Origin of the sequence: Frankia umida (assembly GCF_023242945.1) — a bacterium.
Lineage (GTDB): Bacteria > Actinomycetota > Actinomycetes > Frankiales > Frankiaceae > Frankia > Frankia umida.
Window position 1 is genome coordinate 28,277 of the sequence record NZ_JALKFT010000038.1, and the last position, 14,625, is coordinate 42,901.

A 14,625-nucleotide genomic window follows, 5' to 3' on the forward strand; every position below is an offset into this window, starting at 1 on the left:
ACGATCAGGGTCACAAGGATCAGGGTCACCACGGTCCAGGTAGGTCGAACGGATCGATCAGCGTCCGGTGCGACCTCCCGCCGGGTTCGGTTCGTACCGGGCGGGGACGATCACCTCGAGAAAGCCGGCCACAGCGAACCGCACGATGCCGGCCACGCTCACCACCATGGCGGGCACCCACACCCCGCCGGCCATGAATGTCCCGGACGCCCGCGGATAATTGGCGTCGGCGCGCAGAAAGGTGGTGACGTCGAAGCTTTTTACCCACAACACGTTCGGTTCGTTCGTCACAAACGAGAACCGGCCGTCCACCGGGTCGGTGACCGGCGGGCGCGGATCGGGCTCGGGAGACAGCCTCGCGGTCGAGGGCGGACCGGGCCTGTCCGCCCGGTCCGACGCCGGCCACGGCCACGAGCGCCGGACAGTCGGCCGCACGCACGAGCCGGCCCCCGCGCCGACGCGATCCGGACCTGTTGTCACCACACTCCCGACGTCGTCCGGCTCACCGGACCGGTGGGCGATCCTCCGGACGTTAGAAAGGAGGAGTATCGATCGAGTCGCACCCGTGTGAATTACCAGTAACTCCATTCTCGCCGGCCACCCGTCCACTGTCCGCCGGGACCCCCGGCAATACCACTGAACGAAACACGGATGAAACCTGGCCGGCCCGCGGCCGGCGACTGCTAGGCTTCGCCTTCGTGCTGCTGAGCCCCCATGAACAGGAACGGCTGCTCATCCATGTCGCAGCCGGACTCGCCCGGGAGCGACGTGCCCGCGGGCTACGTCTCAACCATCCCGAGGCCACCGCCCTCATCACCTCGTACCTGCTCGAGGGTGCCCGCGACGGACGCAGCGTCGCCGATCTGATGCACGCCGGGCGTACCGTGCTGACCCGCGAGGACGTGATGGAGGGGGTGCCGGAGATGCTCGCCGAGGTCCAGGTCGAGGCGACCTTCCCGGACGGCACCAAGCTCGTCACCGTCCACCAGCCGATCCCATGAGCGCCACCGAGCCCACGAGCACCGGCGAGCCCACGAGCACCGGCGAGCCCACGAGCACCGCTGAACGCATGGTTCCCGGCGAGATCGTGGCCGGCGCCGGGAGCATCGAGACGAACCCGGGACGCCCGGTGCTGACCGTGGTCGTGCGCAACACCGGCGACCGGCCGGTGCAGGTCGGCTCGCACTACCACTTCGCCGCCGCCAATCCGGCGCTGCACTTCGACCGGACGGCCGCCTGGGGTCATCGCCTGGCCGTCCCCGCCGGCACCGCCGTCCGTTTCGAACCTGGTGTCGAACGCGAGGTCGATCTCGTCCCGCTCGCCGGCGCCCGGATCGTGCCGGGCCTGCGCCTGGAATCCGCCGGCCCCCTGGACCGCCGTCCAGAGGACCCCGCCAGCCCTGGCAGTGCTGGCAGCCCTGGCAGTGCCGGCAGCCGCATCGACGAGTCGCGGGAGCGCGCGTGAGCCGACTGGACCGGGCCCGTTACGCATCGCTGTACGGGCCGACGGTCGGGGACCGGATTCGACTCGCCGACACCGACCTGTTCATCGAGGTCACCGAGGACCGCAGCCGCGGCCCCGAGCTCGCCGGCACCGGCGACGAGGCGGTGTTCGGCGGCGGCAAGGTGATCCGCGAGTCGATGGGCCAGGCGCTGGCCACCCGCGCCCAGGGCGCCCCCGACCTGGTCATCACCGGTGCGGTCGTGCTCGACCACTGGGGGGTGGTCAAGGCTGACGTCGGTGTGCGCGACGGGCGGATCGTCGCTCTCGGCAAGGCCGGCAACCCCGACACGATGGACGGCGTCCACCCCGATCTCGTCATCGGCCCCGGCACCGAGATCATCGCCGGGAACGGGAAGATCCTCACCGCGGGCGCGGTCGACTGCCACGTCCACCTGATCTGCCCGCAGCAGATCCCCGAGGCACTCGGCGCCGGCATCACCACGCTCATCGGCGGCGGCACCGGGCCGGCGGAGGGCACGAAGGCGACGACCGTGACGCCCGGCTCGTGGAACCTCGCCCGGATGCTGTCGGCGATGGACGACCACCCGGTCAACATCGTCCTGCTGGGCAAGGGCAACACGGTCAACCCGGACTCGTTGTGGGAGCAGCTGCGGGCCGGTGCGGCCGGCTTCAAGCTGCACGAGGACTGGGGCACCACCCCGGCCGCGATCGACGCCTGCCTGCGGGTGGCCGACGCCGCCGGCGTGCAGGTCGCGCTGCACTCGGACACGCTCAACGAGGCCGGTTTCGTCGAGGACACCCTCGCCGCCATCGCCGGACGAGCCATCCACGCCTACCACACCGAGGGTGCCGGAGGCGGGCACGCGCCCGACATCATCACCGTGGCCGCGGCCGGCAACGTGCTGCCGAGCTCGACGAACCCGACCCGCCCGCACACCGTCAACACCCTTGACGAACATCTCGACATGCTGATGGTCTGCCATCATCTGAACCCGGCCGTCGCCGAGGACCTGGCCTTCGCCGAGAGCCGCATCCGTCCGTCCACGATCGCCGCCGAGGACGTCCTGCACGACCTCGGCGCCATCTCGATGATCGGCTCCGACTCGCAGGCGATGGGCCGCATCGGCGAGGTGGTCCTGCGCACCTGGCAGACCGCCCATGTGATGAAGCGCCGCCGCGGCGCCCTGCCCGGTGACGGCGCGGCGGACAACGCCCGGGCCCGCCGCTACGTCGCCAAGTACACGATCTGCCCCGCGGTCGCCCACGGTCTGGACGCCCACGTCGGCTCGGTCGAACCCGGCAAACTCGCCGATCTGGTCCTCTACGACCCGGCGTTCTTCGGTGTCCGTCCGTCGGTCGTGCTCAAGGGTGGCCTGATCGCCTGGGCCGCGATGGGTGACGCCAACGCCTCCATCCCCACCCCGCAGCCGGTGTTGCCCCGCCCGATGTGGGGGGCCGCGCGTGGCCCGGCGGCCTCGACCTCGCTGACGTTCGTCGCCCCCGCCGCCGTCGAGGACGGCCTGGCCGAACGGCTGGGCCTGGCCACCCCGGTCGTCGCGGTCGCCGACGTCCGCCGCCGCGGCAAGGCCGACCTGCCCGAGAACACCGCCACCCCCGACATCCGCGTCGACCCGGACACCTTCACCGTCCGCATCGACGGTGACCCTGTGGACGCCGACCCCGCCACCGAGCTCCCGATGGCCCAGCGCTACTTCCTGTTCTGAGCCGGTTCCCCCCGATCGGGACGCCCACCTCCGCGAGCCGCGGCCGTTTCGGCGGCCCCTGCACTCCGCGGTGATCGTCCGGGGATCACCGCAGGGTGCCCGCGGCCAGCAGTTCACGGGTGTAGTCATGGGCGGGCGCGGCGAGCAGCCCTTCGGCCGGCCCCGCCTCGACGACCAGGCCGCCGCGCATCACCAGGATGTGCTCGCTGACATGCCCGATCACTCCCAGGTCGTGCGAGATGAACAGCAGGGCGAGACCGAACTCGGCCTGAAGGTCGGCCAGCAGGTCGAGGATCTGCGCCTGGATGGAGACGTCCAGCGCGGAGACGGGCTCGTCGCAGACCAGCAGGTCCGGGCCGGGGGCCATCGCCCGGGCGAGGGCGACCCGCTGCCGCTGGCCGCCGGAGAGCTCGAGGGGACGCCGCTCGAGCAGCCGGGCGCTGAGCCCGACGGTGTCGAGCAGCTCCACGACCCGGGCCCGCCGGGCGGCGCCGCGGGGCACACCGGCGACCGCGACGGCCTCCGCGACCAGACGTGCCACCGTGAACCGTGGGTCGAACGAGCTCAGCGGGTCCTGGTGGACGGCCTGGATGCGGCGGCGGTGGGCGCGCCGGGCGGATTCGGCGACGTCCGGGCCGTTCCACAGGCGTCCGGCGAAGTGGACGGTGCCCTCGTCCGGTCGCAGGGCGCCGAGCACGATCCGCGCGGTGGTCGTCTTGCCGGAGCCGGACTCGCCGACGATGCCGAGTGTCTGCCCGGCCCGCAGCTCGAACGTCACGTCCCGGGCGGCCGACTGCCAGGTCCCGTCCGGCGAGCGGAACCGCCGGCCAAGCCCGTCCGCGCGCAGCAACGGCTCCTCCCCCGCGGGAACCGGACGCGGCACCGTCGCCGCCACAGCCGCTGGGACGGCTGGCGCGGGGAGCCCGACGAGCGGCGGGTGCGCCGTACCGGGCGTCGGATGCCAGCAGGCCACCGACTGTCCGGGGGCGATCTCGGTCAGCGCCGGCTCGTGGGTGCCGCAGTGATCGTCGGCCGCGGGGCAGCGGGCGGCGTAGGGGCAGCCCGGCCCGGTGAGGGTCAGGTCCGTCGCCCGGCCCACCGACAGCCGGGTGCCCCGGGTGCGGGCGGAGGGGACGGCACCGAGCAGGGCGCGGGTGTAGGGATGGCGGGCGTCCCCGAGCACCTGGTCCGCCGGCCCGTGCTCCACGATCCGCCCGGCGTACATGACGGCGATCCGGTCGGCGAGGCGTGCGACGACGGTCAGGTCGTGGCTGATCAGCAGCAGCGACACGCCGGTGTCGGTCAGTCGGCCCAGCAGGTCGAGCACCTGGACCTGCAGTGTGACGTCCAGGGCCGTGGTCGGTTCGTCCGCGATGAGCAGCCGCGGGCCGGCGGCGAGGGCGGCGGCGATCAGTGCTCGTTGCCGCAGCCCGCCGGAGAGTTCGTGCGGACGCTGGCGGGCCCGCCGCCGCGGGTCGGGGATGCCGACGTCGGTCAGCAGCTGGCGCACCCGCTCGTCGTACTGGTCGCGCCGCACCGTGCGGTGCAGGCGCAACACCTCGGTGATCTCCGCCGCGATGGTGCGCATGGGGTCCAGGGAGACCAGCGCGTCCTGGAGGATGAGCGCGATCCGCCCGCCGCGGACCGTGCGCCACTGCGCCTCACGCAGCGCGGTCAGGTCCTGCCCGTCGAACGACAGTTCCCGCACGGCGACGGTGGAGCGTCCACCGGTCAGTCCGATGATCGTGCGGGCGACGACGCTCTTGCCCGACCCGGATTCGCCCACCAGCGCCAGGGTCTGGCCGGCCTCGATGCCGAACGACACCCCGCGCACGGCCGGCACCGACTGCCCGCCGGTGTCGAAGGTGACCGCGAGCCCGTCGACGACCAGGCCACGGCCGTCCCCGCCGGAGGGAGGCTCGCCGACGGCGGCGGTCCGGGCGGTCAGGGACGGGTCGGATGCGCTGGTGGTGGTCATCGGCCGGTCCGTCCGGTGTAGCGGCCCTGGAGGTGGCGGCCGACCAGGTTGATGGACACCACCGACACGGTGACCGCGAGTCCCGGGAAGAGCGCGATCCACCAGGACGTCTGCAGGAAGTCACGGCCGTCGGAGAGCATCGCCCCCCATTCCGGTGCCGGTGGGCGGGTGCCGAGGCCAAGGAAGCTCAGCGACGAGGCGTAGATCAGCGACGTACCGAAACCGACGCTGGCCAGCACCAGCAGCGGGCCGAGCGCGTTCGGCAGCACGTGGCGCACCGTCAGCACCCGGCGTGACAGGCCGAGTCCCACCGCCGCCTCCAGGTAGCCGGAGCGCCGCACCAGCAGCGCCTCCGCCCGCACCAGCCGGCTGTAGGGCGGGATGAACGCCACCCCGATCGCGATCAGCACGTTGACCGTGCCGGAACCCAGCACCGAGATCACCACCAGGGCGACCAGCAGCGGGGGCAGGGCCAGCAGCATGTCCATCACCCGCATCAGGACCTGGTCGCCGTACCGGCCGCCGAGTCCGGCGACCAGGCCGAGCAGCGCCCCACCGAGCACCGAGATGATGGTCGCGCCGCAGCCGAGCAGCAGTGAGGGCCGGGCCCCGTGCACCACCCGGCTGAACACGTCCCGGCCAAGCTGGTCGGTGCCGAACAGGTGGTGCGGGGTCGGGCCGCGCAGCGCCGCGGCCGGGTCGGTCTGCGTCGGCGAGCCGGCGACCAGCCCCGGCGCCACGACCAGCAGGGCCGCCAGCACCAGCACCGCGGCGGCGATCAGCACCGGCACCGGCGCGCCGGTGAGCCCGGCCCGGGCCGCCCGGGCGGCCCGGGCGGCACCGGCACCGGCACCGGCACCGCGGCGCAGCCGGCCGGAACGCTCGGCCCCGGTGGCGTCCAGGACGGTCATACCGCCACCGCCTCGGCCCGCAGCCGGGGGTCAACCACCAGCGCGAGCAGGTCGACCAGGGTGGAGATGACCACGAAGGCCAGCGCGCACAACAGCACCACTCCCATCACCACCGGCATGTCCTTGGTCGCCACCGCCTGAAGGATCAGCGCGCCGATCCCCGGCCGGCCGAACACCGTCTCCACGGGCACCACTCCACCGATCAACGTGCCGGTCAGCCAGCCGGCGAGGGTGAGCAACGGGACCGTGGCGTGGCGCAGCGAATGCCGGGTGGTGACCCCCAGCTGGCTCAGGCCGCGGGCCCGCGCGGTCATCACGAACGGCTGGGTGAGCGTGGCCTCCAGCCCCTCGCGCAGCACCTGGCCGAGCACCCCGGCCAGTGACAGGGCCAGGGCCAGTGCCGGCAGTACCAGCGACCGCAGGTCGCCGGCACCGGCGACCGGGAACAGCGAGAGCTGGAAGGAGAACGCGGTCAGCAACAGCAGGCCGATCCAGAACGGCGGTGTGGAGACCGCGACCAGCTCCCAGGCCGAGGCCACCGAGCGCAGTGGCGGCCGCCGTCCGGCTGTCAGCACCGCGGAGGCCACCGCGAACAGGACGGCCAGGCCCAGTGCGGCCAGCGCCAGTTGGACGGTGGGCCACAACTGGTCGCCGATCAGGGCGGTCACCGGCTGCTGCTGCTGGTACGACTGCCCCAGGTCACCCCGGACCACATCACCCAGATAGTGGACGTACTGCACCACGACCGGCTGGTCGAAGCCGTAGTCAGCCCTGATCTGGGCCCGGATCTCGGGCGAGGCCGCCGAGTTCGGGCCCAGCAGGATCGCCACCTGGTCGCCGGGGATCAGGTGCAGGGCGCCGAAGGCGAGCGTCGCCGCCCCCAGCATCACCACCAGCGCGGCCGCCAGTCGCCTGGAGCCGAACAGCAGCAGCCGGGCAGTCACTTCTTGTCCCGCCACACGTCGTAGAAACGAGGCCAGGCGTTCGTGTCGAAGCCCAGGTCCCGCACGTACTTCGCCGCCCCCACGATGTAGGTCGGCGTGTACACCGGGATGACCGCGGCCTGTTCGATCACCCGCTGCTGGGTCTGCGCGTAGACCTGGTCACGCACCTTCTGGTCGAACGTTCCCTCGCCGGTCTCGGTCCACGTGTCGACCTGCGGATCGTTCAGGAAGGAGATGTTCTGCCCACCGCTCGCGGCGGTGCTCTTCGAGTGGAAGGCGAGCCGCAGCACGTCCGGTTCGTAACGGGCCCAGCTCAGGTCGAGCAGGTCGTAGTCACCGGAGTAGATGGCGTCGATGTACGTGCCCGGGTCCAGGCTTGGCCGCACCACCTCGACACCGATCCTGCGCAGGTCCGCCTGGATGGCCTGGCCGAGAACGTCACGCTGCTCGCGGATCAGCGACGGCACGATCGGCCAGCGCAGGGTGAGTCGCTTACCGTCCTTCGTCCGGTAGCCGGCCGAGTCGTGCCCGGTCCAGCCGGCCTGGTCGAGCAGCTGGTTGGCCCTGGCCGCGTCGTAGGGCCAGCTGTTCTCGACCGCCGAGGAATAGGACGGGGTGAGGGCCCCGATCGGGCTCCACGCACGCTTGTACTGGCCGAAGTACACGGTCTGCACATCGGTGGACAGGTTGATGCCCAGCTGCAGCGCCTTGCGCAGCTTCTCGTCGTTCAGCGGGGCGCGGGAGATGTTCGGGTAGATGTTGTAGTTGCCGCCCGCGGCGTCGCGGCGCAGGACCTGCAGGCCGCTGTTGGCGCTCACGGTCCGCACGTTCGCCGGTGGCAGGGAGCCGGCCACATCGATCTGCCCGCTGGTCAGCGCGCCGACCCGGACGGAGTTCTCCCGCAGGAAGCGGATGGTCAGCGTGTTCAGGTAGGCGGGGCCGGTGTGCCCGGCGCCCTGCGGGGCCCAGGCGTAGGCCGGGTTACGGGTGAGGACCACGCTCTGGCCCTTGGTGTAGCTGGTGAACACGAACGGACCGGTCCCGACGGATGTCGGCCCGCCGGCGCTGAGCTTGGCGGCATTGGCCGCGAGCGTTTTCGGTGAGTAGAAACCCAGGTAGGCGGTGCTGGCCGCCTGGAGGAACGGGGCGAACGCCCGGGTGAAGCTGATCTTCACCGTCTGTGGGTCGATCACCTCGGTGCCCGCGTACGGGCCCAGCAGGCTGGCGGCGTACTGCGACTTGGTCGACTTCGCCACGACGTGGTCGAAGTTCGCCTTGACCGCGGCCGCGTCAAAGCTGGTCCCGTCGCTGAACTTCACGCCCTGGCGCAGGTGGAAGGTGTAGCTGCGGACGTCCGGGGAGATCTCCCAGGAGCTGGCCAGCCACGGCCGCAGGGCCCCCTTGGCGTCCTGGTAGACGAGTGAGTCGAACACGTTGCGCTGGATCAGCGCCGTGACGTCCTGCGGACTGACGTGGATGTCGAAGTTGATCGGCTCGGTGTCGGTCGCGAACGTCAGGGAACCACCGTGGACCGGGGTGGTCGCCCGGTCCGCGGTCGAACCACCGCCTGAACTGCAGGCGGCCAGCAGCGTCGCGGCGACAACGAAGGACAGTGAAATTCGACGGCGACTTCGAGAAAAGCGCATACATCTGCTCCAGAGACACGGAAATGCAGCACAGAAAAAACCGGGAAACGAGTGACAGCCGAGTCTCCGAAGCCGGAGCCGAGGCGTCAGGGTGCGGTGGGAAACCCCGCCTGCCAGGCAGTTCACAGAGCTTAACCGCACCTACTCAGGGCGGAAACCGACTCTTCTGTGATACGGCACACACCCCAGCGAACTTCGGCGAGATTGTTTCAGGAACACGACAGTGTCGGCCTGGCGACCCTAATAGACCCCAGGTCACAGGGGTGCCATCCGGGCCTCTTGGGGTTGGCGCTAGGGGTGTACCCCGACTAACGTCGTATCCGGCTGGCAGCTACGGCAATGACGACCGTTGGCGGCGGCATTCTCATTCTGGCAATGCGGGTCGGGATCGCAGCACGGACCGGACGCACTGATCCCACGCACAGTTCGCCGATCACACACAGCTCGTCCGGCTGATCGCCTGCACCATGGCCCTCGTTGTTTTCCCGCGCCGCTCCCCCACGGCGTTACGGCGGCCCAGCCGCGCAGGCGAACCACTCCGGTTGCGGCTGCCCGGACCCAGACCGAAGGAGCTCGCCCCGTGAGCACACCTGCACACCTCGCCCCCAGCACGGGCGCACCGACCGCTACCGCCCTGTCCACGCCCGGCGGCGCAGGGATCGCGGGACCACCGGCGACGCCTGGCGACCTCGATCTCACCGATGGGACCAGGTTCGCCGACGGCATCCCCTACGACCTGCTTGCCCGGCTACGCGCCGAGGCACCGGTCCTGCTGCACCCCCCGGGATCCTCGGTGGACGGGGAGGCCTTCTGGGTCCTGACCCGGTACGCCGACATCGCCGCGGTCGCCGCCGACCCGGTGTTCTCCTCGCAGGGCGGCGGTGGCCGTTCCGGCGGCGGCACCCATCTCGACGACCTGCCCCTGGGCGTCCACCCCGGCGTCCTGATCGGGATGACCGACGATCCTCGCCATGCCCGGCTACGCGACCTGCTACAGCCGGCTTTCGATCATGAGGCGGCGCGGGCACTGGAACCGGAGATCCGCGCACGGGCGGCGGCGCTGCTGGACGCGGCGGTCGAACGTGGGACGGGCAACTTCGCGACCGAGGTCGCCGGACCGTTCGCGACCGAGGTCGTGGGCCTGCTGTTCGACGCGCCCCGCACCGACTGGCCCACCCTGACCGGATGGACACACGCGGTGGCCGGACTGGTCAACCGCACCACCGGTGTCGTCGACGACCAGTCCAAGGCCATCGGCCTCAGCGTCGGCGAATACTGCGGCACGCTGCTGGTCGGCCGGCGGGGATGTCCCGGCGCCGACGTCGTCTCGCGGCTGGCCAACGGCGAGCTGGCGACCGACGGCACGCCGGCGGCGGCCGCGGCGGGAGCGGCCGATCGACCGCTGACGGAGTACGACCGGGCGGCGAACCTCAACCTGCTGTTCCTGACCGGTGTGGAACAGCCGCGCAACACCGCCGCCAGCGGCGTGCTGGCCCTGGCCGAGCATCCCGACCAGTGGAACCTGCTGCGTGCGGACCGGTCGCTGCTGCCCCGCGCGATCGAGGAGATCCTGCGCTGGGCCCCCCCGAACCCCTACAACCGGCGCACCGCCCGACGCGACGTCGACTTCGGTGGCACGCACATCCGCGCCGGCCAGAAGGTCACCCTGTGGTGGGCCTCGGCGAACCGGGACGAGTCCGTGTTCCCGCACGCGGACCGGTTCGACGTGCGCCGCGACCCGAACCCGCACCTGAGCTTCGGCGCCGGTGAGCACAGCTGCCTCGCCGGTGAACTCGCCCGGCTGGAGCTGCGCGTCCTGCTGGAGGAACTGCTGGACCGGGTCGAGCGGATCGAGCTGACCGGGCCGGTGGCCTGGACCCCGAGCAACAAGCACGCAGTGGTCGTCGACCTTCCGGTCCGGCTCGTCCCGAAGGGACAGCGATGAGCATCGAACACCCCACCAGCACGCCGCGGCCGCCGTCCGAGTCGACGGTGCCCGACAGAACAGTGCCCGACAGGACAGTGACCGACAGGACGGTGGCCGACCGCTCGGTGGCCGACCGCTCGGTGGCCGACCGCTCGGTGGCCGACGAGGCGGTGGCCGTCATCGGGCTGGCCTGCCGGCTGCCGGGTGCCGCCTCGCCGGAGGCGTTCTGGCGGCTGCTGGTCGACGAGGTCGAGGCGGTCGGTGACGTCCCGGCGGCCCGGGTGGCGCCGGCCGGCCCGCTGCCGGCTCGAGCGAGCGGCGGCTGGCCCCTGCGCGGTGGCTTCCTGGCCGAGGTGGACACGTTCGACGCCGACTTCTTCGGCATCTCCGCCCGGGAGGCCGCAAGCCTCGACCCGCAGCAGCGGCTCGCCCTGGAGCTGGCCTGGGAGGTGCTGGAGGACACCCGCTCCCAGCCGCCGGCGGCGCCGGTGGGCCCGGTCGGGGTGTACCTCGGTGCGATCGCGGACGACTACGCCCGCCTCGCCCTCGGCCAGGGCGAGGCCGCCGTGGGCCCGCACACCCTGACCGGTCAGAGCCGCGGCCTGCTGGCCAACCGGGTCTCCTACCTGCTGGGGCTGTCCGGGCCGAGCCTGGTCGTCGACTCCGGCCAGTCCTCATCCCTGGTCGCCGTGCACCTCGCCTGCGAGAGCATCCGCCGCGGGGAGAGCCGGCTCGCCCTGGCCGGCGGCATCGACCTGCACCTGGACGCCACCGGTTTCCGGACCGCCGAGAAGTTCGGCGCGTTGTCGCCCACCGGGCGCTGCCACACCTTCGACGCCCGCGCCGACGGGTACGTCCGCGGCGAAGGCGGCGGCCTGGTCGCCCTCAAGGCGCTGCGGGACGCGATCGCCGACGGCGACCGGATCCACGCGGTCATCCGCGGCAGCGCCGTGAACAACGACGCCGGCGGTCAGGGGCTGACGGTCCCCCGCCAGGGTGCGCAGGAGGAGGTGCTGCACGCCGCCTACGCCCGCGCCGCGGTAGCACCATCCGCGGCCCGGTTCGTCGAGCTGCACGGCACCGGGACCCCGGTCGGCGACCCGATCGAGGCCGCCGCGCTGGGCGCCGTCCTTGGCCGCGACCGTGGCCAGGACGAGCCTCTGCTCGTCGGTTCGGTCAAGACGAACATCGGTCATCTCGAGGGCGCCGCCGGCATCGCCGGGCTGCTCAAGGCGGTTCTCAGCGTCGCGGCCGGGACACTGCCGGCCAGCCTGCACTTCGAGTCCCCGAACCCGCGCATCCCGTTGGACGAGCTGAACCTGCGGGTCAACGTCCGCACCCAGTCGATCCGAACGACCGGACGCCCCCTGATCGCGGGGGTCAGCTCGTTCGGCATGGGCGGCACCAACTGCCACCTGGTGCTGGCCGAGGCACCCCCGTCGACCGCGCCGACCAGCGGTGCCACCGAGGCGGGCTCGGACGCGCTGGTGTTCACCCTGTCGGGCCGCAGCCGCCAGGCGCTGCGCGGGCAGGCCGCTCGGCTGCACGAGCATCTCGCGGCGCACCCGGACGCCGGCCTCGCCGACGTCGCCTACTCGCTGGCCGCCACCCGGCGGACGTTCGAACATCGAGCCGCGATCGTCACGGCGGACCGTGACACGCTTCGCACGGAGCTCGCCGCGTTGGCCGAGGGCCGCACGATCGCGGGTTTCGGCCCGCCGCTGGCCGGCGCCGACCGTCCGGTGCTCGTCTTTCCAGGCCAGGGCTCGCAGTGGGTCGGCATGGCCCGGGAGCTGCGCGCACGGTCTGACCGGTTCCGCGCGGCCTGGGACCGTTGCCTGGAGGCGTTGGCCCCCTACCTGGACTGGTCCCCGGACGAGGCGATCGACGACCCGCGGCTGCTGGAACGCAGCGATGTGGTCCAGCCGCTGCTCTGGGCCGCGATGATCTCCCTGGCGAGGCTCTGGGAGTCCTACGGCGTGATCCCCGCGGCGGTGGTCGGCCACTCCCAGGGTGAGATCGCCGCCGCGCACCTGGCCGGTGCCCTGTCGCTGGCGGACTCGGCGAAGGTCGTCGCGCTGCGCGGGAAGGCGCTGACCACGCTGGTCGGGTTGGGTGGCATGGCCACCCTGGGGCTGCCCCCCGCCGACGCGACCGAGTACGTCGCCCGCTGGGACGGCCAGCTGACCCTCGCCGCCGTCAACGGTCCCCGGTCCTGCGTCGTGGCCGGCCCACCCGACGCGCTGCAGGCACTGATCGCCCGCGCCCAGGCTGACGGGATCTTCGTCCGGCTGGTCCCGATCGCCTATCCCTCGCATTCACGGTTCGTCGAGCCCGTCCGCGAGCCCATGCTGGCGGCGCTGGCGGACATCACCGCCCAGCCGGCCCAGGTGCCCTTCTACTCGACCGTCACCGGGGACCTGATCGCCGACACCACCACCCTGACCGCCGACTACTGGTACACCAACCTGCGCCAGGCCGTGCGTTTCCACGACGCCGTCGGTGCGCTCGCCCGCGACGGGCATCGGCTGTTCATCGAGTCCAGCACCCATCCCGTGCTGACCGTCGCCGTCCAGGACACCCTCGACGACGCCGGGGTGGACGGCCGCGCGTTCGCGACCCTGCGCCGTAACGACGGCGATCTGACCCGCTGGCACGGCGCGGTGGGCGACGCGTTCGCCGCTGGCCTGACCGTGGACTGGCAGCCGGCGTTCGCCGGTCATCCCGTGCGACCCGTCGACCTGCCCACCTACGCCTTCCAGCGACGCCGGCACTGGTTGGACGCCGCCGTGCCCACCAACGCCGTGCCCACCAGCACGGCCGCGGACAGCACGGCCCCGACGGTCGACGCCGACCGCGGACCGGTGGCCGATCCGCCGGCGGACGACTCGCTGGCGGCGCAGGTCGCGGCGCTGCCCCGCGGCGACCGGCACGCCCATCTGCTGCGGCTGGTCCGCGCCGAGGTGGAGGCGGTCCTCGGCGGTGGGGAAGCGACCGACCTGACCCGGACCTTCAAGGATCTCGGGCTCGACTCGCATCTGTCGGTGGAGCTGCGTAACCGGCTCGCCGCGGTGACCGGCCAGCGGCTGCCCGCGGGCATCCTGTTCGACCATCCCACCGCGGACCGGCTCGTCGGCCACCTGCTGGAACGGCTTGTGGGCGCTGACGCCACGGCGGCCACCGGTGCGGCGTCGGGGCGGACCGGTGAGCCCGCCGCTTCCCGGGAGCCGATCGCCGTGGTCGGGATGGCCTGCCGACTCCCCGGCGGCATCACCTCACCCGACGAACTCTGGCACCTGCTCGACACCGGCAACGAAGCCATCGGCCCCTTCCCCACCGACCGCGGCTGGAACCTCGACACCCTCTACCACCCCGACCCCGACCACCCCGGCACCACCTACACCCACACCGGCGGCTTCCTCACCAACATCGCCGCCTTCGACGCCGAGTTCTTCGGCATCAGCCCCCGCGAAGCCCTCGCCATGGACCCCCAACAACGCCTCCTCCTCGAAACCAGCTGGGAAGCCCTCGAACACGCCCACCTCGACCCCGACACCCTCCGCGGCACCCCCACCGGCGTCTTCAGCGGCCTGATGTACCACGACTACGCCGCGGGCGAGGGGGCGACGCCGGAATCGTTGGAGGGTCACCGGATCACCGGCAGCGCGGGCAGCGTGGCGTCGGGCCGGGTGTCCTATGTCCTTGGTTTCGAAGGTCCGGCGGTCACCGTCGACACCGCCTGCTCCTCATCCCTGGTAGCGGTTCATCTGGCCGTGCAGTCCCTGCGTTCGGGGGAATCCACCCTGGCGCTGGCCAGCGGGGTGGCGGTGATGGCGACCCCGGAGACCTTCGTGGAGTTCTCCCGGCAACGCGGTCTTTCCCCGGATGGACGTTGCCGTTCCTTCTCCGCCGACGCCGACGGCACCGGCTGGTCAGAAGGAGTCACCGTTCTTGTGCTGGAACGCCTCAGCGACGCCCAGCGCCTCGGCCATTCCATCCACGCCGTCATCCGCGGCACCGCCATCAACCA

General features: G+C 72.1%; 10 protein-coding genes. 5 read left to right on the top strand and 5 right to left on the bottom strand.

The features are described 5' to 3' along the window. Positions 1-57: 57 nt before the first annotated feature. Entirely contained in the window at positions 58-312 is a 255-nt protein-coding gene (locus MXD59_RS23075; protein WP_248826698.1) for a hypothetical protein, read from the bottom strand. Between the two features lie 386 nt (positions 313-698). Here MXD59_RS23075 and MXD59_RS23080 point away from each other — a divergent pair, with 386 nt between their 5' ends. The 3 genes from MXD59_RS23080 (at position 699) to MXD59_RS23090 (ending at position 3,189) form a co-directional block, all read left to right on the top strand. After that, positions 699-1,001, top strand: coding sequence for an urease subunit gamma (locus tag MXD59_RS23080; RefSeq protein ID WP_248813744.1), 303 nt, complete (start codon positions 699-701; stop codon positions 999-1,001). Positions 1,002-1,069: 68 nt separating this feature from the next. Next, positions 1,070-1,465 (top strand): urease subunit beta, encoded by a 396-nt coding sequence (locus MXD59_RS23085; protein ID WP_248826706.1) that lies wholly within the window; start codon positions 1,070-1,072, stop codon positions 1,463-1,465. Further along, a complete protein-coding gene (locus MXD59_RS23090; protein ID WP_248826699.1) occupies positions 1,462-3,189 on the top strand; it encodes an urease subunit alpha in 1,728 nt (575 codons plus the stop codon). Before MXD59_RS23085 ends, MXD59_RS23090 begins: the two co-directional genes overlap by 4 nt. Before the next feature lie 85 nt (positions 3,190-3,274). On the opposite strand, the gene MXD59_RS23095 is transcribed toward MXD59_RS23090, so the two are convergent. The 4 genes from MXD59_RS23095 to MXD59_RS23110 are packed head-to-tail and all read right to left on the bottom strand — an operon-like array spanning position 3,275 to position 8,668. Continuing rightward, a complete protein-coding gene (locus tag MXD59_RS23095; RefSeq protein ID WP_248826700.1) occupies positions 3,275-5,167 on the bottom strand; it encodes a dipeptide ABC transporter ATP-binding protein in 1,893 nt (630 codons plus the stop codon). Then, positions 5,164-6,078: an ABC transporter permease gene (locus MXD59_RS23100; RefSeq protein ID WP_248826701.1), complete on the bottom strand. Its 915-nt coding sequence runs from the start codon at positions 6,076-6,078 to the stop codon at positions 5,164-5,166. The genes MXD59_RS23095 and MXD59_RS23100 overlap by 4 nt, the downstream gene beginning before the upstream one ends. Continuing rightward, positions 6,075-7,022: an ABC transporter permease gene (locus MXD59_RS23105; RefSeq protein ID WP_308301770.1), complete on the bottom strand. Its 948-nt coding sequence runs from the start codon at positions 7,020-7,022 to the stop codon at positions 6,075-6,077. The genes MXD59_RS23100 and MXD59_RS23105 overlap by 4 nt, the downstream gene beginning before the upstream one ends. Next, positions 7,019-8,668, bottom strand: coding sequence for an ABC transporter substrate-binding protein (locus MXD59_RS23110; RefSeq protein WP_248826702.1), 1,650 nt, complete (start codon positions 8,666-8,668; stop codon positions 7,019-7,021). Before MXD59_RS23110 ends, MXD59_RS23105 begins: the two co-directional genes overlap by 4 nt. A gap of 580 nt (positions 8,669-9,248) precedes the next feature. Between MXD59_RS23110 and MXD59_RS23115 the strand changes: the two genes are divergently transcribed. Beyond that, positions 9,249-10,613 carry a cytochrome P450 gene (locus MXD59_RS23115; RefSeq protein WP_248826703.1) on the top strand — a complete coding sequence of 455 codons (1,365 nt, stop codon included), beginning with the start codon at positions 9,249-9,251 and terminating at the stop codon, positions 10,611-10,613. Next, a partial coding sequence (locus tag MXD59_RS23120; protein ID WP_248826704.1) for a type I polyketide synthase occupies positions 10,610-14,625 on the top strand: 4,016 nt, incomplete at its 3' end. The genes MXD59_RS23115 and MXD59_RS23120, both read left to right, overlap by 4 nt.